16 protein-coding genes and 1 pseudogene are annotated in these 23,286 nt (G+C 59.2%); 9 read left to right on the top strand and 8 right to left on the bottom strand.

Translation table 11 applies throughout. The features are described from left to right. Window positions 1–75: 75 nt before the first annotated feature. Genes JMV15_RS02890 through JMV15_RS02865 form a run of 6 tightly spaced genes read right to left on the bottom strand, consistent with a single transcriptional unit; the run spans window position 76 to window position 11,880 of the window. Window positions 76–3,114 carry a type III restriction-modification system endonuclease gene (locus tag JMV15_RS02890; RefSeq protein WP_153425797.1) on the bottom strand — a complete coding sequence of 1,013 codons (3,039 nt, stop codon included), beginning with the start codon at window positions 3,112–3,114 and terminating at the stop codon, window positions 76–78. Between the two features lie 12 nt (window positions 3,115–3,126). Next, window positions 3,127–5,106, bottom strand: a complete 1,980-nt coding sequence (locus JMV15_RS02885) for a site-specific DNA-methyltransferase (protein ID WP_201491259.1) — start codon at window positions 5,104–5,106, stop codon at window positions 3,127–3,129. A gap of 26 nt (window positions 5,107–5,132) precedes the next feature. Beyond that, window positions 5,133–5,927: a DUF4391 domain-containing protein gene (locus JMV15_RS02880; RefSeq protein ID WP_201491258.1), complete on the bottom strand. Its 795-nt coding sequence runs from the start codon at window positions 5,925–5,927 to the stop codon at window positions 5,133–5,135. Next, window positions 5,924–7,711 (bottom strand): DUF262 domain-containing protein, encoded by a 1,788-nt coding sequence (locus JMV15_RS02875; RefSeq protein WP_008266060.1) that lies wholly within the window; start codon window positions 7,709–7,711, stop codon window positions 5,924–5,926. The genes JMV15_RS02880 and JMV15_RS02875 overlap by 4 nt, the downstream gene beginning before the upstream one ends. Window positions 7,712–7,725: 14 nt before the next feature. Further along, entirely contained in the window at window positions 7,726–10,959 is a 3,234-nt protein-coding gene (locus tag JMV15_RS02870) for a DEAD/DEAH box helicase (RefSeq protein ID WP_201491257.1), read from the bottom strand. Between the two features lie 12 nt (window positions 10,960–10,971). Then, window positions 10,972–11,880 carry a WYL domain-containing transcriptional regulator gene (locus tag JMV15_RS02865; RefSeq protein ID WP_201491256.1) on the bottom strand — a complete coding sequence of 303 codons (909 nt, stop codon included), beginning with the start codon at window positions 11,878–11,880 and terminating at the stop codon, window positions 10,972–10,974. A gap of 278 nt (window positions 11,881–12,158) precedes the next feature. Between JMV15_RS02865 and JMV15_RS02860 the strand changes: the two genes are divergently transcribed. After that, on the top strand, window positions 12,159–13,049 hold the full coding sequence (locus JMV15_RS02860) for a LysR family transcriptional regulator (protein WP_008268675.1): 891 nt from the start codon (window positions 12,159–12,161) through the stop codon (window positions 13,047–13,049). Between the two features lie 35 nt (window positions 13,050–13,084). On the opposite strand, the gene JMV15_RS02855 is transcribed toward JMV15_RS02860, so the two are convergent. Next, entirely contained in the window at window positions 13,085–13,405 is a 321-nt protein-coding gene (locus tag JMV15_RS02855; RefSeq protein ID WP_456239184.1) for a helix-turn-helix domain-containing protein, read from the bottom strand. Window positions 13,406–13,511: 106 nt separating this feature from the next. On the opposite strand from JMV15_RS02855, the gene JMV15_RS02850 reads away from it, so the two are divergent. Then, a complete protein-coding gene (locus tag JMV15_RS02850; RefSeq protein ID WP_058163688.1) occupies window positions 13,512–14,141 on the top strand; it encodes a LysR family substrate-binding domain-containing protein in 630 nt (209 codons plus the stop codon). Here JMV15_RS02850 and JMV15_RS02845 read toward each other — a convergent pair. Continuing rightward, a pseudogene (locus tag JMV15_RS02845) lies at window positions 14,122–14,331 on the bottom strand (VOC family protein); the annotation flags it as partial. The gene JMV15_RS02850 and the pseudogene JMV15_RS02845 sit on opposite strands and share 20 nt — an antisense overlap. Between JMV15_RS02845 and JMV15_RS02840 the strand changes: the two are divergent. From JMV15_RS02840 to JMV15_RS02810, 7 genes are all read left to right on the top strand, one after another. Next, entirely contained in the window at window positions 14,315–14,569 is a 255-nt protein-coding gene (locus JMV15_RS02840) for an anion permease (RefSeq protein ID WP_235583346.1), read from the top strand. The pseudogene JMV15_RS02845 and the gene JMV15_RS02840 overlap by 17 nt on opposite strands. A gap of 265 nt (window positions 14,570–14,834) precedes the next feature. Beyond that, window positions 14,835–15,041, top strand: coding sequence for a helix-turn-helix domain-containing protein (locus tag JMV15_RS02835; RefSeq protein WP_201491255.1), 207 nt, complete (start codon window positions 14,835–14,837; stop codon window positions 15,039–15,041). 16 nt (window positions 15,042–15,057) lie between these two features. Beyond that, entirely contained in the window at window positions 15,058–15,429 is a 372-nt protein-coding gene (locus JMV15_RS02830; RefSeq protein WP_058163690.1) for a hypothetical protein, read from the top strand. Beyond that, window positions 15,426–17,915, top strand: coding sequence for an Hsp70 family protein (locus tag JMV15_RS02825; RefSeq protein WP_094226384.1), 2,490 nt, complete (start codon window positions 15,426–15,428; stop codon window positions 17,913–17,915). The genes JMV15_RS02830 and JMV15_RS02825 overlap by 4 nt, the downstream gene beginning before the upstream one ends. 4 nt (window positions 17,916–17,919) lie before the next feature. After that, complete coding sequence (locus tag JMV15_RS02820) at window positions 17,920–19,359, top strand: ATP-binding protein (RefSeq protein WP_058163692.1); 1,440 nt, start codon at window positions 17,920–17,922, stop codon at window positions 19,357–19,359. A 12-nt stretch (window positions 19,360–19,371) separates the two neighbouring features. Further along, window positions 19,372–21,237 (top strand): peptidoglycan-binding domain-containing protein, encoded by a 1,866-nt coding sequence (locus tag JMV15_RS02815; protein WP_196496121.1) that lies wholly within the window; start codon window positions 19,372–19,374, stop codon window positions 21,235–21,237. A gap of 12 nt (window positions 21,238–21,249) precedes the next feature. Next, window positions 21,250–23,277 carry a hypothetical protein gene (locus JMV15_RS02810; RefSeq protein ID WP_181377782.1) on the top strand — a complete coding sequence of 676 codons (2,028 nt, stop codon included), beginning with the start codon at window positions 21,250–21,252 and terminating at the stop codon, window positions 23,275–23,277. Window positions 23,278–23,286 lie beyond the last annotated feature (9 nt).

Raw genomic sequence — 23,286 nt, 5'->3', positions numbered from 1 at the left:
AACTCCTTTATTCAAAGCTACGGTGTCCGCTCGTGTGCATGACGAAAACTTATCGTGCCGTCGCGACGGCAGGACCTACCCCTTTGCCGCCTCGGTCAAAAGATCGTCAACCGAGCGCGCCACCACATACCGGGCTGGGTTCTCACCAACCCCCAGCGCCGTGAAATGCGCCTTGCCGCATTCGATCTTGGCGCTTTCCTTGTCGCGCAGGTCGTCGGTGAACAGGCTGCTTTTGGTTTCCACCACAAAGTACAGGTGCTGAGTGCCGTCTTCTTCCACCAACACGGCCCAGTCGGGGTTGTAGGTGCCCAGCGGCGTGGGCACTTTGAACCAGCCTGGCAACTTGGCGTAGAGCTTGATGGCGTCGTTCTTCTCCAGCCCATCGGCGAAATCCCGCTCAGTGGTCGAGTCGTACACCACGTGCTCGTAGATCGACTTCTGGGTATCCAGCAGCATGTTCTTGAGATAGCCGGTGAGCTCTTCCTTCTCGAACAGCTCCTGCGCATAGACATGCTGGTCACCCAGCTTCTGGTACTTGATGCCATCGACCAGGGCCAAGCGCTTGCAGCGGTTGATGGTTTCGGCAGTCAATTCGATGAACTGCTGCGGATTGCGTTTGAAGTCGTTCAGGCGACCGCTTCCCGTCAGGATGCTGACGATGGTGCGCCGGGTGAGCTGGGTGCGATCCTGAAGGTCGGTCAGCAAATCCGGCAGCTCAATATCCGCCTCGTCCAGCACCACGGTCGCCGCGCCCGCTTTCTCCGTCGCGGCGACACCCGCCTTGCCGATAGAGATGTCGGCCTTGCGCCATTGCAGTCGTGCTTTGGCAATCACCGGGGCCTTCTGCAAGGCTGCGATGCAATCCGTCACCAACTTGGCGTTATCGAACTGCACGCGGTACGTTGTTTGGTGCTTGATGCGGTCCCACAGTGCCTTGAACTCGTCACTCAGATAAACGGCCTTGCCATCCTTGCCCTTGCGCAGCGGCACTTGCCTGCGTTCATCGGCATTTTTGATATCGAGCCGGCCCGACACCTTGCGCAGCACTTCAGCAATCTGGGCCTTTTGCGCATCAAACTCGTCCGGCAGTTCCAAGGTGCCGTTCTTCAGCGCCGTTTTCAGTGAATCCTGCACCTTGCCTTTGGCATCTATATGGCCGGCGGCTTTCAGGTGCTCCCACAGTGCCTTTGATTGCTCGATGCCCAGCGGTGCGGCGTGCCCATCAGCGCCAGTCACGGCAATGGCGGCAAATTGGTGCTGCTCCACGATGCCAAAGCGGATGCCTGTGTCTTTCTCGATTTCCTTCTGCAGGTTTTCGGCAAACTGTTCGTAGTTTTCCGTGGCCACCACGGTCAGGGTGTTGACCTCGAAGCCCCGTACCCGCTCGCCATCCTGGTTGACGCACAGGCGCAGGCCGCGACCAATGGTCTGGCGGCGCTCGCGCTCGGTCTGGATGTCGCGCAAGGTGCAAATCTGGAACACGTTGGGGTTGTCCCAGCCTTCCTTGAGGGCGGAGTGGGAGAAGATGAACTTCAGCGGCGTGCTGAAGGACAGCAGCTTCTCCTTCTCTTTCATGATCAGGTTGTAGGCGCGTTCGGCATTCTCCCGGTTACCCGCATTGTTCTCGGCGGTATCAAGCCAGCCGCCCTTCTTGTCGATGGAGAAATAGCCGTTGTGCACTTCTTCGGCGGCGGACTCCAGGTCGATCTCGGCAAACAAACTCTGGTAGGCCGGCAACTTGGCGGCACGGCGATATTCTTCCTCGAACATCTGCGCATACACGCCCTTGACCGGCTGGCCGTCCGCATCGTACTGACGGTACTTGTCCACCGCGTCGATGAAGAACAGGCTCAACACCTTGATCCCCAATGGACGCAGGTGCTTTTCCTTGTCCAGATGCTCCTTGATCGTGCGGCGGATCATCTCGCGTTGCACGGCCAGCGCATCCACATCACCGTGGGCCTGACCCGGCTGCAAAAACACTTCGCCGCCGGGGCAGCGCAGCTCCATGAACGCTTCGCCCTTGGCCGTATTGATCTCGCCCACCCGAAAATCGGCGTAGATCGCACGGCCATCGGCGCTCTGCTGAAGGTCGTCGCCATCGCTGACCGTCACCTCAGTCCTTTGCACGCCAGTGGCGGTCTGTTTATCCAGCTCGACCTTGGCGCTGATGCGGCCGCGCTTGTTTTCCACCTTCACCAGGCGCACGAAAGGCTTGTTGTGCGCATCCTCCACCGTGGCCGACGCCACCTCGATCTGCTTGACCAGCTTGCGCTCATAAGCATCCACGGCATCCAGGCGGAACACCATGTGGTGCTTGTCCACATGGGTAGCGGAATAGCGCAGCGTGCAGAGCGGGTTCATGGCATCCAGCGCTTCCTTGCCGCGTCCTTCAAGGCCGCCGTCCACACTTTGCGGTTCATCCACGATGATGATCGGCCGGGTGGCCTTGATCAGGTCGATGGGCTTCTCGCCGCCCGTCTTCTCGGTCTCTTTGTAGAGGTTGTTCACATCCTTCTTGTTGATGGCGCCCACCGTCACCACCATGATCTGGATGTTGGAACTAGTGGCGAAATTGCGCACCGGCCCGGGCTTGCCCGAGTCGTACAGGAAGTAATCGAAGGGCACGCCCGCGTAGAGCCCCTTGAAGTGTTCCTCGGTGATTTGCAGGGTCTTGTAGACGCCTTCCTTGATCGCCACCGAGGGCACCACGATCACGAACTTGCTGAAACCGTAGCGCTTGTTCAGCTCGAAGATCGAGCGCAGGTATACATAGGTCTTACCGGTGCCGGTCTCCATTTCCACCGTGAAGTCGCCGGAAGTCAGCGAGCCGGAAGGCGGCAGGCCACCGCGCAACTGGATGTCCGCGAGGTTCTTGAGCAGTTCATCGTCCAGCAGGGTCAAGCGGTTGCCAACGCCAAGGTCGGACTCGGCCATGCCCAGCGTCATTTGCTCAGGCTGGGTTCCGGGAAGCAGGTCCAGCCCCACCGGCATCGGCACCTTCATCGTCACCGTAAATTCGGTGCGGCAGACCTCCTGACCACGGAACAGATCGCACACGGCCTCGATGGCCTGCATCTGGTAGTCGAGGTTCGGCTCGAAGTGAAGTTTCATGGCGAACCTCCCTTACAAGCTACGCACGTTCTGGATGCCGTGCTGCTCCAGAATCGCGGCGAGGTTGGTTTTGGCAACGTCGTCGGCAAAGGCGCTGTCGCGGAACACGCAGGTGGTGTCACCGGCGGGTGCCAGTTCCTTGTGCCAGGTGATGATGCCTTGGGCGAGTGGCTCCACCTGCTCACGGGTGATCTTTTCGGCCAGGCAAGCCAGCAGCACGCCGCCGCCCACGGCATGCACATCAAGCCCTTCGATGCTGCGCTTTTCGATGGGTACGCACAGGTCGAGCCCGAGCTTGAGCAGCAGTTCGTAAAGCACATCAGCCTCGCTGCGACCTTCGAGCAGATGATCCTGATGGTCGAACAGTGTGGCTTCTAGATCATCCGGCTTCGGGTTCCAGGCGCGGATATTGGAAGTATCGAGCTTGAAGACGCGGAAGCCGGTGTCGCCAGCCTCAAGATCACCAGCCTTTCCGATCTTGGCACTGGCCTCCCGCAACCGCTTCCGGGTAATGTCCGCGATGGTTTTGAACTGATCTTTACCTGTTGGTTCTGGCAACTGGACCAGTACAAATCGCCGCTTTGATCCATGAGCCGCGTTCACCTTGTAAACCGCATGGCCTGTGCTACCCGAACCGGCGAAGAAATCAAGAACAATGTCGTCGGCATTCGTAGTCAACTCGATCAGCTCAGCCAGTACATCGGTGTTTTTTGGGAACTGGAACCATCCTTTGCCAACGAGATCTTCTACTTCGAGCGTTGCCGAGCGGCCATCCCGATAGAAAACGGACGAGAACGGCTCGCTATCAATCTCAAAAAGATAGCTTTTACGAGTCGGAATCGTGGTTTCGTCTGGCCCGAAGTGAATGCGTGGAGGCACTTGGGTCAATGCCCAGTTCGTCTTCTCTTCGTCCCATCGCCAACCAGTGGATGGTTTTTTGCACGGCAGACCCGTTGTCGGATGCAATATGTCGTGTCGGGGGCGTGATTCACGTCCATCATCCGGGCCAGCGAAGTCAGCCGCAAAGTACAAGCCCCGATCATCGGACCAGTTGTAATGCTTGTGCGACTTTCGTGGATCGCCATCTGGCAGTTGACGATACCACTCCATCAGGGCGGTTCTGATTGCCTGATGATCTGAGTTCAGCGCAATTTTTAGCTCTGCGTACTTCGCCAGCACCTCATCTGCCCCTTCCTTCGGTCGCCGCCACACGCCTTGCTCAAGAACTGCCGACTTGTCACGTACATAGCAGACGATGTACTCGTGCACAGCTGCGATGAGTTTGGCGTCTCCTTTCTTTGATCGCTGCCAAATTACTTGAGCAACGAAATTTTCTTCGCCAAACAGCTCATCCATCACAATCAGGAGTCGAGACAATTCATTGTCGTCACAGGACACCATGACTGCTCCCGCCGGATGAAGCATGGCTTTCGCCACCTTCAAGCGTGGATACATCATATTCAGCCAGTCGGTATGAAACCGCCCGCTGGCTTCGGTATTACTGCTGATTTTCTGCCCGCCGTCCACCTGCCCGGTCAATTCCAGATAGTTTTTGATGTTGTCCTGAAAATTGTCCGGGTACACAAAATCCTTGCCGGTGTTGTAGGGCGGGTCGATATAGATCAGCTTGACCTTGCCGGCATAGCTTTTTTGCAGCAGCTTGAGCACTTCGAGGTTGTCGCCCTCGATCATCAGGTTCTGGGTGGTGTCCCAATCCACGCTGTCTTCCGGGCAGGGGCGCAGGGTGCCGGTGCTGGGCGTGAGCGCCAGTTGGCGGGCACGACGCTTGCCGTGCCAGTTGAGGCCGTACTTCTCATCGGCGTCGGTCACGCTGGCATCACCCACCAGCGCCTTGAGCACGTCCACATTCACGGCCACGCCGCCCGCGCCCTCGGTGATCAGCTCAGGAAACAGCGCCTTGAGCTGTTCGATATTTGCCGCCACCAGGTCGGCGGACTGGGCGTCGGGGCTGGCTGCCGTGATTTTTTTCATGGTCTTTTCCGTCATTGGTTCAATCTTCAAAGTTTTAGGTGCGCAGCGGCCAGTTCGGCCTGAATGCGCTTGAGCGTCAGGTTCAGTTCTACCTGGCGCGCCAGTTGTTTTTCCTTGGTGGCTTGCGCTCGCAGGCGGCCGATCTCGTTCTCCAGCCGCTCACAATCAGCCAGCGCCTGCCAGCGGGCAGCCGCTTGTTCCGGGGTTGTGTCAGCCTGGTAGGTTCCCGTCAGCCGTGCCGCCTGCAAGGCCCACACGCGCTCCATCCAACCCTGATAAAGGGCATGCAGCGTGGTCTGGGGTTGGCGTGCAATCGACAGGGACTGCACGAAGGCGCGCTCGATTTCGGGGGCTATTGCGTCTTCCACTGCGGCGGTATCTTCGGTTGCGTGGGGCAGCGAGGCCAACACGGGGTCGCCGTCGAGCACGACCTTACCTGCCTCGTTCTGCGCCCAGCGTTTGTGCGCCAGCGAGAGGGTCAGTGCCTGGCCTTGCACAAGCAGCAACACGGGATACGGCACGGCCCGATGCATCAATTCGGCAAGGCGAGCGAGACTGGCGGGCTTGACGGTGCCACGCAGGGTCAAGCCAAGCACGGTGACTTCCAGGTATTCACGCTGCGCGTCCCGGTAGCTGGGTACGCCAATGGTGTTGGGCTTGAGTGCGGCAAGCCACTGGATTTCTTCAATGGCGTCCGTGATCAGGCGCTTGTCGGATGCCGTGGGCGCACCGTTCTCCAGCAACAGCTTCTTGGGGACGCGCTGATCCACCCGTGCGCTGTCGGGAAGACACAGTGCTGCAACGACATCCGTCCGGTTCATGACGACAGTTCCGCGCCAAAGGCCTTGATGGTTTCTTCGCTGTCGCGTCCGGCAATGGCTTTGCCCATGGCCTGTTCGATGAGCTTCAACAGCGCAGCAGCGCGTTGGCGGATGAAAGTATCAAAGTCGTCCGAGCGAAGTGCCTGTACCGGAATCACATGCGAAGTCAGGAACTCATCGAGACTGTCGGGGGCAACCTGCTTGGCCTTCTGGATACGGGCGAGGTAGACGCTGGGGGCATCGCCACTGATGAAGCGGTTGGTGCCAGCAGCCAGAGGGGCCTTGTTGACCACGCTGTTCCACTTTTCCTTGGGCAGCTTCTGCTTTTCGCACCAGGCGCGGGGAAAGACGTGGTGGATGTCGATGGCGTTGTTGAAGTAGGTATTGAGATCAATGGGCGTGCCGCTGGCGAAATCACGGCCACCGTGCTTCATGAGCAAGGCGGCCAGCCCTTTGTAGGCCGCAGCGAGGCGGCTTTGCAGGGAGAGCAGCCTTGTCGGTGCGAAGTTGGCATCGCGGACCGTGCGCGGTTCGCTGCCGCCTTCGACCCAGGCGACCACATCCTGGATGTCCATGCTAAAACGGGTTTCGTTGGCGCCACCGTACAGTTCGCCAAGCACACCACTCCAGTACCAGCGCAGCAGCTTCTGTTTGACGCCGTGTTGCGTCGTGCGGTCTGCCAGGTGAGCGCAGATGGCCGACAACGGTATGAGCTGTGTGGCATAGGGAAGGCTTCGGTCGTCGAAGATTTTTTCTTCTGCAAGCAACTCTGCTGCGCGCTTGAACCCTTGCTCCAGCGCGGGTTCGAACGCCTTGAAATCCGCCAACGGCAGCCGCAGCACGTCGGCGCGCTTGCAACTGACGGGCGTGCCCTGTGCCTTGTGCCTTTGATAACTGGCTAGCAGAGTCACTGCGGTGAGAAAGCTGGTGCCATCCACCGCCTTGAGCACGTCATGCTTGGCGGTCAGCCGATCCCGCCGGGCCTCCCAGTCGTCACGCAGATTGAATTCATCGGCTGCGAAGGTGGCCGTCATCAGCTCGAAAACGGTGAGCGTCACGCCGCCGGTATTGACCTTCTCGAACACCTGGCACACGGCTTCGCGTGGCGTGTCCTGGGTCAGTTCGATGGCGGGAACCTTGAACTGCTGGAAGCGTAGCCAGATGTCGTTGCGGAATCGTTGCATGAACTGCATCGCTTCCGCTGCGAACTGGTGATGGGCGCTGAAGCCGCTTTCCCAAGCCATGAAACCCTGAATATCGAAAAGCAATGCCACAGGGAAGAGGCGTTGGCTGTATTGCAAGTCTGGCGTGCTGACGTCCAGCTCAACCTTGCGACCGAAATCGGACGTGACTTGCAGCGTCTCCGGCACCGAGAGAACGGCTTCTTCGCGGTCTGCCGATTCGTCCAGGCATTGGGCCATGTCAAGGAAATACAGGCGGCGAATGTTCGCGCCTTTCTCCGTGCGCGTCGGCACGGGCTGGCCGCTGCGCAGCGCCAGGTACATCGAGGTCAGGCGTTGCTGACCATCAAGTACGAGGGTCTTTGGAGTAGGCGCAGGCTGCAGGTTGACGCCGGCAAACAGTCGGGGCTTGAACGGTACCCCACCTGCTTCCAGAAACATGACCGCGCCGATCGGGTAGGACAGCGAGAGGCTCGCGATCAACGACCGAATATGGTTGTCATCCCACACCCAGCCGCGTTGGAAGTCCGGAAGCTGGATCTGCCCCGATGCGATTCCATCGAGGACATCTTTCAATGCGGGTTCGGCGGTGCGAAAGCTCATGCGGGTCCTTGTAATCAAATACTTTGCTCATCGGGCAGCACGACGAGAAATGCCACCACCTCGAAGTCGTCACTGCCAGCGAACTCGCCCTTCATGGCGTGCGTGCCGCCAGGTGTGAAGAGGCTGGCAACGGCCCGTTCCTCATGCTTGCCGGCGACGGATGCCACGGCCGCCGCGAGCAGCTTCTGGGCGTGGCGCATGTCCTCACCGCTTTTTGTCGCCTTGTCGAAGCGCGCGCAGGCACTGTCATCCGGCCGTTCTCGCCCCAGCGCCAGGCGCTTGAGGCGATCCAGGATGCGCTTGGCCTGCGGGTAGGGCAGCAATACGTGGCCGTCATCGCCGACATGCACCAGGTAGTGCGGCGCGAGCGGGTAGTCGGACGACGCGGCGGATTTTGCCGTCGGGCCGCAGGCTTGCAGGCAAAAGATCACGCCAGGGGGAATGTCGGCATCCAGCGTGGTGGTGACCGCAAAAGCCCCCAGCGGCTGGGTGTCCAGCTTGCCGGGGTGGCTTTTAAGGAACTGCGCGAGGTCGATGCGGAAGTCGGTCAGGGTGAGGTCGGTGATCGCCACGCCGGTGGACAGATCTTCCATGTCGATCACCGTGTCCTGCAGCTTGAGCAGTTGCTTGCGCCGGTACTCCAGGTCGTTCATGGCGTTGCCGGACTGCTGTTCGATCAGGTTTTCTTCGCCGGTGGCCGAGATATCGAGCAGCACCATGCGCCCGCTGACGCGCTGTTCCAGGTTGATGTATTCCTCCAGCTCCATGTTGGGCCAGAAGTTCACCAGCTGGATGCGTTGGTTGGGCGAGCCGATGCGGTCGATACGCCCGAAGCGCTGGATGATGCGCACCGGGTTCCAGTGAATGTCGTAGTTGATCAGCCAGTCGCAGTCTTGCAGGTTCTGCCCCTCGGAGATGCAGTCGGTGGCGATCAGCAGGTCGATTTCGCCTTCATCCGCCATCTCTTGCGGACGTTCCTTGGCGCGCGGCGCGAAGGCCGAAAGCACATCGCCCATGCCTTTGCGCAGGCCCGGCAACGTGGCCTGGATGCCGGCGCTGCCGGTGACGACCGCCGCGTGCATGCCCAGCGTATCCCTGGCCCAGGAGGCAAGTTGGGCGTAGAGATAGTGCGCCGTGTCCGAGAAGGCCGTGAACACGATGATCTTGCGGTTGGCTTTGCCATCGTGGGTGTTGATGGGTTCGGCACATTTGCGGGCAATCATGTCGCGCAAGGCCGCTAGCTTGGCATCACGTGCGGCATCCACTTGGCGCGCTGCCGCCAGCAGGGTCGCCAGGCGGTTGCGGTCTTCCAGCAGATCCTGCTTCCAGCGGATCAGATCCACATCGCCCAGCAGCACCTTGACCTTGCGACCGACCAGCAAGGCCTCGAACGCCGGGTCGTCGATATCGACGTCGGCAATGTCGATTTCCTCCAGTGCTTCGGCATGGGATTCGATGCGTGCCAGTGTGTTCTCTACATCCTTGAGTTGGCGCTGCACGGTCAGGGTGAAGGCCGATACACAGCTTTCCATGCGTTTGAGCACGTTCACGCGCAGCAGGTGGATCAGGCTTTCCTCGCGATCCGCCTGGCGGAAGAAACCTTCGCCGCCACGCACCTGGGTGCTGTATTTGGCGTCGTAGGCCGCCTGCTTGTGGGGCAGCACATAGCGCAGCGGCGCGTAACTGGCGAGCGTGAGCCGACGGATTTCCTGGTTGATGTCGCGGATGGCACGGAATTCGCCCGCAAGGTCCACGTCGGCCTTGATGTTGATGGGCGGCAGTCTGTCAGGGAAGCGGCCGGTCTCGCTGGTGCCGTAGTACTTCTCAACATGCCGCCTGGAGCGGGCAATGGTGAGATGGTCTAACAGGGTGAAGTAGTCGAACCCCAGCATTTCTACCAACTGACTGGGGGTCTTTTCAGCTTCGTCCAGCGCCAGCCAGCGATTGAATTGCGCCTGCGCCTTGCGGGTCGTGGCCTCGATACTGACGATGCCATGCTCCAACAGGGCGGTGTCATCACCTTCGGTGGCAAAGGCAATCTGGTTGCGCAGGTCGGCCAGGCGATTGTTCACCGGCGTGGCCGAGAGCATCAGCACGCGGGTCTTGACGCCTTCACGGATGATGCGTCGCATCAGGCGGTCGTAGCGTGATTCCTTGCCCTTGTGCGTGGCCTTGTTGCGGAAATTGTGCGACTCGTCGATCACCACCAGGTCGTAGTTGCCCCAGTTCACATGAGACAGGTCGATGTCACCCGACAGGCCGCCATCGCGCGACAAATCGGTGTGGTTGAGCACGTCGTAGTTGAACCGATCAGCCGCAAGGATGTTGCGCTTGTCGTTGGCCTTGTAGAGCGTCCAGTTGTCGCGCAGGCGTTTGGGCGCCAGCACCAGAACGCGGTCGTTGCGCAGCTCGTGATACTTGATGATGGCCAGTGCTTCAAAGGTTTTACCCAGCCCTACACTGTCGGCGATGATGCAGCCGCCAAAGCGGTTCAGCTTGTCGATGGCACCCACCACCCCGTCGCGCTGAAATTTGAAGAGCTTTTTCCACACCACGGTATTACGGATGCCAGTGGCAGACTTGACGATGCGCTCCTCGTCCATCTCGTCACCGCTGTCCTGAAACAGGCGGTGCAGCATCAAGGTGTAGATAGTGAACGGGTCACGGTGTTCGCCAAGGGCTCGCAACGCCTCAAGAACGGATTCGTGCTCTTCTCCCTGACCCTCGGAGTCGGTTGAAGCAGCAGTTCGCAAGGCTGCCCACTGGTGCTCGAACCATTGGGCGAGCTGCGCGGCTTCCTCGGCCGTTTCTGACGCCTGAATCAGGTTCAATGGATTGCCTGGCGTCAGGCCAAGGCCAGATGTGTTGAAGGCAAAGGAGCCCAGAACCACTTGTGCAGGTGCCCCGTCCGGGCCGCGCATGACAGCAGCCCCCTGTGGCACCGACCTCGATGCCCGCCGGAGCGCTACTTTTTCACTGATCCATTTCGCGCACTGATTGGCCAGCCAACGTGCCTGCAGACGATTGCGCGCAGCGCGGTCGCCCTCCGTGCCCAGGAGTTCGAGCGCCTCGTTATCTGGAGGCACGATCAATTGGACTCGATCCAGAGCGGACAACGCCTCCTGGATTTCCGCGAAGGCGTAGAGAGAAAACGAAGGCGTTACACAGTCGAGTCGGTTGCCGTGTTTGAGGTTGGGCCTCATCAAGTCGATGACGCGCTGTGTTCCGGTGTTTTGGATCAGCTTCATGGTCGTTTCCGTTCAGTCATCAGTCGACGTTTCTGCGCTTGGCGGCGCATACCCCGGCGCCAGCACCGCATTGCGCACGCCATAGATGGCGAGGTGATCCTTCAACCAAAGCCGGTACTCAGGGCCGCGCAGGCTATGGTCTGAGGAGCAGTCCACACTCCATTTGCGCAGGATGTAGCCGGCGGTGGCGGCGCGCAGCTTCATGTGCAGCACGCCGCCCTGCATGGCGTAGTCCATTTCGGTGATTTCTGGCCGGGGTTGGTCTGGGTGGGGAACCAGCTCCAGCTCGACGATCCGAGTCCACTGAATGTCCTGATCGTTCATTTCATGGGGCGCCACGGGCTGCCCCTTGCGCACCACCGGACGCTTGATCCGGGTGATGACGAAATCCCGGAATTCCTGCGATTTGCGGTCGAAGGCACGGACGTGCCAGCGCAGGCCGTTGTCAATCAACGCGAACGGGACGATCTCCCGCACGGTGCGGCCACTGGAGATGGAGTGGTACTCGATCCCCATCGGGCATTCATAGTGGATGGCACGGGTCACGCTCGCCAGGATGTCCAGGTCAGGGTGGGTGAGCCGGGACGGGCTCTCGCTGGCCACCCAGGCCTTGATGTGCATCGGCTCACCGTCGCCAAACCCCTGTGTCAGCCACGACAACACTCGCTCGGGCGGGAAATCGAAGATCGGCTGGAAGCTCGGACCGAGGACGTAGAACTTGCCTTTGCCGTCGTAGTCGATGTTGCCGGGGGCGAGTTCCTTGTACAGCGCCAGGTCCCTGGACGCAGCAGCGGACTGGATACCAAACCGCGCGACCAAGTCCTGGCGGCGCATCTCCCCAATGAAGCGCACGCGCAACTCCACGAACGCGAGCCGGTCACGCTGTGGCTGGGTTAGATCGGCAAGCTGTTCGTGGGGCATCCTGGTTGGCTCGTTCGGGTTAGCGAATGCTTATGCAGATTTCTGCAGAAAGTATATGAGCTGCTTGAAAAGACGTCTATGAATCCAAGCGAGTTTGCTAGTACGCTGCATTATGATAACCATTTTTTGAGGCGCAAATGAATGATCTGTCACGGACGAGTAGGCGATCAGCCCAGCGGAGCGCACCAGGAACGGCGTGGAATGGGGTGCATCCAGCAGGCCATCGCGGACGAAAACTGATGCGAATAGATCCTTGATATGGAACAGGAGCACGGCCCATGGAACTGCGACACCTTCGCTGCTTTGTGGCTCTCGCAGAGGAGCTGCACTTCACACGGGCCGCCGAGCGCCTGCATATCGAACAACCACCCTTGTCCCGCGCCATCAAGGAGCTTGAGGACGACCTGGGCGCGGTGCTCTTCGTGCGCAACCGCCGGGGTACGGCGCTTACCGAGGCGGGCGCAACGTTCCTGCAAGACGTGCACAGGGTGTTGGCCGCGCTGAAATTGGCTCAGGAAAATGTCCGGGCGGTCGCGTCGGGCCTGAGCGGAAGCCTTCGAATCGCCATCTCCGACGGCGCAATCGATCCCCGGCTGTCAGGCCTCCTGGCCCGTTGTCGCGAGGAAGAGCCAGAGATCGAAATTCGCCTGTCCGAAGTGCCGCTGGCCGAGCAGTTGCGCGGGCTACGCTCGGGCGACTTCTCGATCGGCTTCGCGCACACTGCGGAGGTCGGCGATGACATCCTGACTGAGCCACTCTGGCACGACTCGCTGGTGGTCGCGGTGCCCGCCCGGCACCCCTTGCTTTCGCATAAGACCGTTCCGCTGCACAAGCTCGCGAGCTACCCTCTGGTCTTATGCGATCCACAGCTATACGAAGGCTACTACCGTGAATTGGCGCGGCTCCTGCGGCCGCTGGAGCGTGAGCCTGACGTCGCCGAGCATGTGTCTTCGCTGGACATGATGCTTACCCTGGTCGGTGCGGGCTACGGAGTTGGCTTCATCAGGGCAACCAGGGTCGCGGCGAGCCAGCGCTCCGATGTGGTGATCCGCCCCCTGGCCATGGATTCCGCAGTCATCACGACCTACTTGCTTCGGCCCGTCAGCGAGGATTTGCCGGTGTCGGCTGCGCGGTTCATCGCGCGCCTGCACGAGCACTCGGGCGATTGATCGGGCGGCAAGAGCTGCTACTGAAGCTCGGGCTGTTATGGCGAGCCTGGCGGCTCACTGCCAGAGTTGAGGTTCTTTTCAGTCGCCGCCATCAACTCGCTGGCGCTGATTCCGAGCGCGGCAGCAATTTTCAGTATCAAAGGCAGCGTCGGCACATGCTCCCCGCGTTCGATCTTGCCCATGTGCGAACGCGATATTCCCGCCTGATACGCAAAATCGTCTTGAGCGACCCCCTGCGCGACGCGAGCGGCACGCACGGCCCGCCCGAAAGCTAATGCTGGTTCGGATTCATATGTGGGTGTGCCAGGTGGACGACCTGGCTGAATAGTAAGCTTCTGCATCAACAGAAGCGTCAAACAATCCTCTTAAATTAACCACGTTAAACATATAGACGTTAAACTTCTCTCTTTACTATGATGCTGGTTTGCCCTTGACCTGCTTCGTCGCTTCTGTAGGTTCTCCGTGGACAACATCACCAGCCAACCCGCCCACCTCAGGCTTGCGATTGCGCCAGGCGTATCGTCATCTCAGCTCTCGGCGCTGCTCGCGCTGCAACGAGCGGAAGAACCCGAGGTCAGCATCGCGTTCTTTGAGGTGGCAGGTGACGAGCTGCTTGATGGACTTCGTGAAGGCCGCTACGACGTGGGAATGTCGCTTCAAGGAGCGAGCGATCCAGCCCTGGAAACCCAGCCCTTGTGGATTGAGCACATGGCCGTTGCGATACCGCTGAGGTTTCCCTTGCTTGAGCAGGCATCGCTCACCATCGCCGACCTCCAGAACTACCCGATCTTTCGCTGGAGGGATGAGGCGTGTTCTTCGCTGGATCGTCGGCTGCTCTCACTCCAGGCGGCTGACCAGCAGAATCTTCAGTACGTGACTTCCTTCGAGATGATGGCGCTATGGGTTTCTGCCGGCTACGGTGTCGGGGTATCCGCACAATCGCGTATCAAGCACGCCCATGGATGGGGAGTCAGCATGCGACCACTGGACGACGGCCCCTACGAAATCGTGACGCACCTGCATAGGCCCCAGGGGCAAGCGAACCCTGTTTCGGAGCGGTTCGAGCGCAGGGGAATACCGGCCCGCCGTTGATGCCGATGCAGGGGATGCCCATGACGGTGAATTCGACGGTCAGGACATCACCCTCTTTGCCTGACGGGTAGTCAGCTGGGGCGTGGTAGATGTTGCCTACGCTGCTATCCGGGAAGGTGTCGGCATAGAAGGTTGCTGCCTCCAGTGCAGCAGTGTCATACCAGAGGCATATTGTGTTTTTGCTGATCATCACGAGTGCTCCACGGGGCGGGCTATCCATCCTGGGAGTTGTGCTGGTCGCCGCCGCTCGTGTTACCAGTGAGGACCCGGGCACCGCTATCCGTGATGCCCTGAGCAGTTTCAGCAGCTCGCTGATCTGGCTGATCGCGGTGGCGGTGATGATCTCCCGGGGGCTGATCAAGACCGGGCTGGGGCGTGTATCGTCTATTACACCATTTCCCTGTTTGGCAAACGCACGTTGGGCATAGGCGCATTTGCTCGCTGTCGTGGGTAGCGAACGGTCTGCGGTTCGATCCTCAAACGCGAATCGCAGATCGTCTGCAGGAGTTTCTTCGGAGGCATCTGACAGCGTTGCCGAATGCTCGTTTGAGGTTGTTGGTATGAGGTGCGTCAGTGGCGAAAAGATCACGATCAGTCCTTATTGCTAAAAATTCCCGTCGCATGGCACCAAGATGGTGCGGGTATGAAAATTTTGTACTATCCTAGACACGTTTCTCACGATTGGTTGCAACCATGACATCCAGTGCTGACGAGGGGAAGATTCTCACCCTCAAGCAGGTCGCTGACTTCCTGAAGGTCACGGAGAGGACGATCTATCGGTTGGCTGCCGCCAAGCAGATTCCCGCGTTCAAAGTTGGTGGAACGTGGCGTTTCTCCAAGGCTGAGATCAATCAATGGATTCAACGGCAGCAAGAAGTCGGCAAAGCCGACAAGACGTAACTCACAGGAGGGCTTGATGACTCAGCAGACCGAAGGCACTGAACAGATGGAGCAATCGCTGATCGACATCGCTGTCGAGAGTTGGCGCTTCTCGCGTCTGTTCGGAAAGGTGGTCGGCAAGCTCGACGCGGGCGAGTCAGGCCGCTACATCAACCAGATCCGCTACTTCCAGAAGAAGGTCGAGGAAAGCCTGGACTCGAACGGTCTGAAGCTGGTCAATGTCGAGGGGCAACCCTACGACGCAGGGATGGCGGCTTCTGCCCTGAACTTGGGTGACTTCGGCCCGGACGATGTGTTGCTCGTCGAGCAGATGCTGGAGCCGATCATCATGGGGCCGAAGGGGCTGCGCAAGCAAGGCACGGTAATGCTCAGGAAGGTGGAAGCATGAAATACGTCGGTATCGACCTCGGCACGACCAACAGTGCCATCTGCTCGTTCGATGGGGACAAGATTCACCTCTACAAGAGTCCCGAACAGCACGACGTTACCCCGTCCGCCATCTTCATCGACCGGCGCGGCAACAAGTACGTCGGCTCGCGTGCCTACAACAGCGCTGCCAAGAATCCCGACAACGCGGCGGTTCTGTTCAAGCGACTCATGGGCACGAGCACGCCCGTGAAGCTGCCTGCGGTCAACCTCATGATGACGCCGGAGGAATGTTCCGCCGAGGTGTTGCGCTCACTCTTTGGCTACCTGCCGGAGGAGATTCGTGGCGATGGCGACACCGGCACTGTCATCACAGTTCCGGCCGCGTTCAACCAGATGCAGAAGGACGCCACGATGGCTGCCGCTGATGCAGCCGGGCTCGGGCGGGTTGCGTTGATGCAAGAGCCGGTCGCTGCGGTGATGAGCGTCATGCGCCAGCGCAAGAACGACGGCATTTTTGTCGTGTACGACATTGGTGGCGGCACGCTGGATGTCGCCATCGCGGAGAGCATCGGCGGTCGCGTGAACTTGCTTGCCCACGGCGGCATAGCCATGTGCGGCGGGCGCGACTTTGACCGCATTCTGTTCGACAACGTCGTCAAACCATGGCTGCTCGACAACTTTGATTTGCCGGAAGATCTGGCGACCAACCCGCAGTACAAATCGTTGCGCACCATTGCGACCTGGGCTGCCGAAAAGGCAAAGATTGCGCTGTCGCAAAGCGAAGAATCTGTCATCAGCCTTGCCGAGAATGAGCTCGGTGTACGTGATCAGGCTGGCGAGGAAATCTACCTTGACATTCAGATCACCCGGAACCTGTACGACGGCTTGATTGCATCCAAGGTCGACGAGTCCATTCAAGCCACCCGCGAGAGCATCGAAAAGGCAGGCCTTAGCTCGCACGACGTGGAGCGGATTGTCTTTGTGGGTGGGCCAGCGCAGTACAAAAACTTGCGTGACAAAGTCGCATTCGAGCTTGGCATTGCGCCATCCACCGACGTGAACCCGATGACCGCCGTTGCCGAAGGTGCGGCAGTATTTGCCGAGTCCATTGACTGGGCTTCGCAAAGTCGTGGCCGCAAGAGTTCTCGCGGCGCACTCAGCGCCGGTGGCGCGCTCGACCTTTCGTTCAATTACATCGCACGCACGCCGGATCACAAGGCCAAGATCGTCGCCAAGTTGTCGCGTGCGCCTGCCGGCATCGAGTTTCAGATCGACAGCCTTGATACGGGTTGGTCGTCGGGGCGTGTCGCGCTGAAGGATGGCGCAAGTCTTGAACTCAGCCTGTCCAAACCAGGCGACAACATTTTCAAGGTGTTCGTGTTCGACTCGAATGGGGCTCCGATTGCCCTGGGCGAAGACAAGATCGTCATCGCCCGCACGGCCGCCAGCATTGACGCGATTCCTGCGTCTCACTCCGTTGGCGTGGAAGCCCGCGACAAGGTCGGCGGGCGTTTGGTGCTGGACTACCTCGTGCGTGAAGGCGACCAGTTGCCCAAGAAGGGCAAGAAGTCATTCAAGGCGGGTGAATCCCTCAAGGCCGGAAGCGCCGGGTCGATCAAGTTCAAGCTGTGGGAAGGCGAAATCTCCGACCCTATCAACGACAACCGCTTCATTGGCATGTTCGAGATCAAGGGCACGGACTTCGACGACGGCGTCATCGCCGCTGGCGCAGAGATGGTCTGCGAGTTCGAAGTGCTCGACTCCGGCAACATCAAGCTGGAAGTTTCAGTTCCCTCCATTAGCGGCTCGTTCCAGAGCGGTCGCAACTTCTACTCCAGTCAGGAAGGCAAGCTCGACTACTCCAATCAGGCAAGGAATATTCAGGAGCAGTCGGAGCACGCGCTGGAGCGCCTCGAAGAGATGGCGTCCAAAGTGGACGACCCGCGTCTTGAGCAGGCCCGCGAGAAGCTGGAGCAGGCCAGCACCATTGAGTCGGGTGAGGCTGATCCGGAAACGGCGAAGCAGGCAATGGACAACGTGCAGGAGGCCAAGCGCCTGCTGGCGTTGACCCGCAAGGAGCACCTGAAGGACATCCGCCAGCTTGAACTGGACAGGGCGGTCGATTTCTTCGAGAAGGTTGTGCGCCAGCACGCCCGCCCCACCGAAGCCACGTCCTTCGACAACTTGGTCAAAACGGCACAGCGCGCGCTCGAAAACAACAGCAGCGACTTCGAGTCGCACCTAGACGATCTGCGCAGCCGTAACTTCATGATCCTGTGGCGTCAGGACTGGTTCGTGATCGACCACTTCAAACGCATGGCGCAAGCAAGCTACCTGTTCTCTGACGCCAGAGAGCATGCGCAGCTTGTGGCGATGGGAACCGAAGCCATCAAGGCCAACGATATCGACAAGTTGCGCGCAGTAGTTGGCCAACTCTTCTCGATTCAAGTTGGCTCTGCGGGAGACGATGACATGATGGCCGGCGCCAATATCGTTCGGAGTTGATCTCATGGCCCTCGACGCATGGCTTCCCATCGGATTCAAGCTGCCAGACGGTGCGAAAGTACGCGCCGCGCTGTTCGAGGGCGTGGACTGGCAGATCTACGAAACGATGGGTGGCGGGCGGGCGCTCGTCGTGTTGGATGCGCTGGCGCAGCATTGGCTGGTCGCGGGTCTGATTGAAGACGGCACGCTCAACGCCGCGCAGTTCGGCGACCGCCAGCTTCGGTCAATCTCCAGCGCGCCGAGCCAGACGCTTTGCCCGGTCGGCGAGGGGAAGTCTCCCGACAATAAATCCGAAGCGCTGTCCTTCGCTTTGGCGTTGAAGGCAACGCGCGATATTGATGCGGAATCGCCGTTGCAAGACGCGCTGTATGTCGAGAAGATCACGCGGCTGCTGCCCACCTACAGCATCAGTTCCAGAGCCGGCGACGATGTGGTGCTCGGCTACTGGCTGACGGGTGGCACGAACATCCCGGCCACATCCTTTCGTCGGTTGCGTCAGTCCATGAGCTGGCTCGGTGCGGGCCATTTGAAGGATGTCGTGCAGGCGGCGGGCTTCGAGGTCGCAGAAATCATCCCGTTGGAGCGCAAGCCTGCGACCACTGCCGAGAAAACGGAAGCCGCCCCAGTCGAGAAGGTGGAGCAACTCAAACGGGCCGAGCCGGAACCCAACAAGGTCTTCGAGCTCGCCGGGCGTCCCGAACTGGCGGCCTTCTTCAACGAGCACATCGTCGACATCATCCTGCACCGCGACCGCTACAAGGCACTCGGCATCGAGTTCCCGTCGGCAGTGATCCTGCACGGCCCTCCGGGCTGCGGCAAAACCTTCGCGGTCGACCGGCTGGTGGACTTCCTTGGCTGGCCCAGTTTCCAGATCGACGCATCTAGCGTCGCCAGCCCCTACATCCACGAGACCAGCAAGAAGGTTGCGCAGGTGTTCGACAAGGCGATGGAGAACGCGCCGTCCGTCCTGGTGATCGACGAGATGGAAGCCTTCCTTGCCGACCGCGAGATGGGGTCGGGTCATCACCGCGTCGAGGAAGTGGCCGAGTTCCTGCGCCGTATTCCGGAGGCAGTGAAAAACGACGTGTTGATCATCGCCATGACCAACCGCATCGAGATGATCGACCCGGCCATCCAGCGCCGTGGGCGCTTCGATCACGTGATCAAGGTGGATTTCGCCAGCGAGGTCGAAGTGCAGTCGCTGCTGGACAAACTGCTGTCCTCCTTGCCGAAGGAATCGGACGTGGACGCCAAGCCGCTGGCGAAGGAACTGGCGGGCAGACCGCTGTCCGACGTCTCCTTTGTGGTGCGCGAAGGCGCGCGACTGGCCGCACGATCCGGCAAGGAGAAACTGGATCAGGCTAGCCTGTTGTCCGCCATGCGTGCATCACCGGCACGGGAGCGCGAGGGTAGCGAAACCAAACGACGCATCGGATTTGTTTAAGGGGAGATGATAGTGACGGGGGGAGAAGAAAAACCGAAGAACGGAGAAGGCAAAGGTTTCGCAGGCCTTTCCTCGCTCGTGTCCGATGTGGACACGACGCCGCCCCCTGCTGCCAAGAAGGAACCTACTGCTGCACCTAGCGCCCCGCGCCCGGCTCCGCAGCCTACTCAACCACAGCCGCCACCAACTCAACACCAGACGCACCAAGCGCCTGCCCAACCGTCTTCCGACTCATCCGGCGGTAAATGGTTGCTTGGCATTATTGCTGTCATTGGTGTAATTATTTGGCTGGCCAGTCATTCAGATAACACAGGGACATCCACGACCCCGGTGTATGACCCATCAAAACAGGCATCGAATTTTGATCAGGATGAGGTTTCCAAAAAGTCTTCTGAATCAGAGCCTCCTAAATTTAGCGATTATTTATCTGAACCATATGATGGGCCGCGTGCGAGTGTAAATCTGGTGAGTGATTTTGATAAAAATTTCCGAACCAGAATTCGTGGCACGCAGTCGCAACCTGTTAATTTTGCAGGCGAGTACGTTTTGTCTACCTGGGGCTGTGGTACGTCTTGTTCGATGGGGGTTGCAGTCAGTTCTCGAACAGGACGTGTGGTTGCTCTTCCTGGAACTGCTTGTTGCTGGAAAGGTGAAGGCGAACGTGTAATTTTCAAAAAAAATAGTCGACTTCTTGTTCTTGCAGGGTTGATAAATGAAGGCGGAAAATACGGCGCTCACTTTTATGAGTTGAAGAACGACCAGTTCGTTCACGTCAAGACCATTGTTGTCAAGGAAGACGATTCTGGGCCTGCATCATCGGCTGAGTCCGCACCACAGGCGTATCCGAGCCCTTCCACGTCACAGCAAGCTCCATCGCGGCCGACGGAAGCCAAGCCGCCAGTCGGACAAAATCTCGTGCTCTCAAGGGAGCAAATTCGCTATTGCTTGGCCGAAGACATCCGCATGGACGGCGCGAAGTCGGCCATCAACAACTACATCGATGCCGATGTGGCTCGCTTCAACGCGATGGTGGCCGACTACAACAGCCGTTGCAGTTCATTTCAATATCAGACCAACAATCGAGGGCGCAATGATTTGAATAGCGCTCAACGAGACATTGAGCCATTCCGGAGTCAGCTTCAATCCGAGGGGAGGAGCAGATTTGCTCGCAGTCCCACAGGGGCGCTATCGCCCCAAACGCCGTCGCGCCCAACACCAGACGCAACCGTGCAAGCCATCCAGCGCAAGCTCAACGAGCTTGGCTACAAAGCTGGCGCCGCTGACGGGCTGATGGGGCGAGGCACACGTTCCGCCGTCATTGCCTTCCAGCAGGACAGAGGCTTGGCCGCGACCGGCGTGGCAGATCAAGCGTTGCTGCTTCAGCTTCAGCGTGCGCCTTCGCGCCAAACCACGGCCGAGACCACTCCTTCGACGCAATCTTCTCCGCCGGCACTACCCAATTCATCACGGCTGCCCGATCTGTCGAAATTGGCCTATGCAGAACGATCGGCGATCCAGCAGGCGTGCATCCTGAAAAAGTCTGATGGTGCCGCCAGTTACAACAGATGCGTAACAACCCAACTCGATGAATTGGCCAACGCGCCACGGATGCCAGACCTGTCGAGACTGGCCTATGAAGAACGATCTGCAATACAGCAGGCGTGCATCCTGAAAAAGTCTGATGGTGCTGCCAGTTACAACAGATGCGTAGCCGCTCAACTCAATGAATTGGCCAACGCGCCACGGCTGCCAGATCTGTCGAAATTGGCCTATGCAGAACGATCTGCGATACAGCAGGCTTGCATCCTGAAAAAATCCAATGGCGCCGCTAGCTACAACAAATGTGTAGTCGCGGAGCTTCGCGCATTAGGCAGGTGATAGAGCTTCGATATGACAATGGCAATCTGCTTCAAATGTGGTTCCGCGAAGTCCGGCGCACTGGTTGCCTGCCGGAGCTGCAATGCTGCCCCGCGCGCGAACAGCGAGTACGCCGTTTCGCTCGCCCTGTCCGATCACGTGTCGTCCAAAGATCAACTCGCGCAATACAGCCACGAGTTGCGCAATGGCAAGAAGCTGTCCGTGCCGCGTGAAGCACTCGTGCAGGCGCTTGATGCGCTGAAAGACCCGCAACTTCTGGCGATGCTCGGTGCGCAGCCCCAACCAGCAGATCCTGCGCAAGCACCCGCAGCGGTTCGCCAGCATCCGCCCATTCCTCCGGCAGCCCGGCAGCGGGTTGCGCCACCACCACCGCCGGTCAAACCGGAACCCCGTCTCACCACGACCGCGCTGCATCAGTCGGCATTCGCGGTTTTGGGCGTGACGACCCGCGACGACCGCAGGCGCATCGTTGAACTGGCGGAAGAGAAGTCGCTGGAACTCGCTCACGACGTTTGCCAGAAGGCGCGCTCCGACTTGACGAATCCGCGCACCCGCTTGGGTGTGGAGATCGCATGGCTTCCCGGCGTTTCGCCGCGCAAGGCGACCCAGTTGGTCGGGGGCCTGCTCAACGACCCGATGGCCATCCGAGAGGAATCGGGCCTGCCAACGCTCGCGCACCTGAATCTGCTGGCTGCCGCGTTCGAAGCAGTAGATGGCAAGCACGATGCGGACGACTTGGCCGAGTTCATTGTGGAGACAGCCTACCTCGCCGAGGAGCTGACCCCAGAAGAGGTTCTACGCGACATCAATGAGGATCGCGTCGCATCCCGTTTTCCCGAGGTCAATTCGCTTGATCAAATTGAGGCCGAACTGACCGAGCGCAAGCGGTACTACCGGACTGCCATCAAAGATGCGCTCGACAGGCTACCGCCGATGACGCTCATCCAAGTGATGACCGAAACCGTGGATGGCGTGACCGCCGGCGGTGAGGATCATGCGCCTGGGCTGATCGACGACCTTGTGGACAGCTACGAGGTGGAAACTCAAGGCGTTCTGCACAAGGAGGCTGAGAACGTCCACAAGCTCATCAAGGCGGCCAGAGACCATGCTGGCTCCGGCGAATCCGCCGTCAAGCCCTACGTGGATAAGCTGGATGCCGTTGCGCGCAATTGGGACAAGATCGCCCAGCCCATTCAACTGAGTTCGAAGGCGCGCGGCATCGACCACAAAGCGAGTCGTGACTTGGCCTACGAGATTCGCAGCCTTGCCATCGATCTGTTTAACGAACACGACATGCTGAAGGAGGCCCAGCGGCTCACAAGTTTGGTGCAGGAAATCTTTGCCGAGGTGCCGGACGTCTCTGAGAAGGTTGGGGAAGATGCAGAAGCCCTTGCTGACATTCGACAGCGTCGAAACGAATCGGCTGCAATTGAACCAATCCAAAATCTTGTTGCGGAAGTGCTTAAGAGTATTGATCGCTGTCCAAGTACAGCAAACAACGACGGCGAAAGATTACTGACTGAAGGCATGTCCCTCTTGAGAGCCGCGCAGATCAAGACCAACTCCCCGACGTATCGTGAAGCTCAGAACATTCTCGCGGCGGGTATCATGCAATGCGCCATTGCTTTTGGGAATCAGACTTCTAAGTGGGTGCCTTGCATATCTCTTCTGCAAAAAGCATTGGAGATCGCTTCAGATACGGAGCTTAGGAAGAAACTGAACGAGAACCTGATCGTCGTTCGGGAGAATCACGATAGCCTGGGAGACCTTGAGCCGATCAAGAAGGCACCCTCACTGCGAACAATCAACGGGATCGGTACCACGATTTATGGAGGAACCGACCCGAAGCCTGATGGGTCGCGCATGGCGACCTATTACTTCGTGTTCTTTGGCATTCCCATTTTTCCGATTGCACGATATCGAGTGATCTCTACGGGCGTTGGTTACAGATTCTTGGGCAAGGGGCCGCTCCGCCCATTCGACTATCTGCATATCGCAATTTCGATTGGATTGATCCTGTTCATGTTCAGTAATGGCTGAGGAGGTCGA

Source organism: Pseudomonas paracarnis (assembly GCF_904063055.1).
GTDB lineage: Bacteria > Pseudomonadota > Gammaproteobacteria > Pseudomonadales > Pseudomonadaceae > Aquipseudomonas > Aquipseudomonas paracarnis.
The sequence above is the reverse complement of the archived record's forward strand: the minus strand, read 5'-3'. Positions and strand labels throughout refer to the sequence as shown.

Coding starts and splice junctions, on each gene's coding strand:
- JMV15_RS02875 (WP_008266060.1), bottom strand. CDS start 7,711: ATGAGCTTTCGCACCGCCGAACCCGCATTGAAAGATGTCCTCGATGGA.
- JMV15_RS02820 (WP_058163692.1), top strand. CDS start 17,920: ATGGCCCTCGACGCATGGCTTCCCATCGGATTCAAGCTGCCAGACGGT.
- JMV15_RS02860 (WP_008268675.1), top strand. CDS start 12,159: ATGGAACTGCGACACCTTCGCTGCTTTGTGGCTCTCGCAGAGGAGCTG.
- JMV15_RS02830 (WP_058163690.1), top strand. CDS start 15,058: ATGACTCAGCAGACCGAAGGCACTGAACAGATGGAGCAATCGCTGATC.
- JMV15_RS02835 (WP_201491255.1), top strand. CDS start 14,835: ATGACATCCAGTGCTGACGAGGGGAAGATTCTCACCCTCAAGCAGGTC.
- JMV15_RS02870 (WP_201491257.1), bottom strand. CDS start 10,959: ATGAAGCTGATCCAAAACACCGGAACACAGCGCGTCATCGACTTGATG.
- JMV15_RS02810 (WP_181377782.1), top strand. CDS start 21,250: ATGACAATGGCAATCTGCTTCAAATGTGGTTCCGCGAAGTCCGGCGCA.
- JMV15_RS02885 (WP_201491259.1), bottom strand. CDS start 5,106: ATGAAAAAAATCACGGCAGCCAGCCCCGACGCCCAGTCCGCCGACCTG.
- JMV15_RS02880 (WP_201491258.1), bottom strand. CDS start 5,927: ATGAACCGGACGGATGTCGTTGCAGCACTGTGTCTTCCCGACAGCGCA.
- JMV15_RS02890 (WP_153425797.1), bottom strand. CDS start 3,114: ATGAAACTTCACTTCGAGCCGAACCTCGACTACCAGATGCAGGCCATC.
- JMV15_RS02865 (WP_201491256.1), bottom strand. CDS start 11,880: ATGCCCCACGAACAGCTTGCCGATCTAACCCAGCCACAGCGTGACCGG.
- JMV15_RS02825 (WP_094226384.1), top strand. CDS start 15,426: ATGAAATACGTCGGTATCGACCTCGGCACGACCAACAGTGCCATCTGC.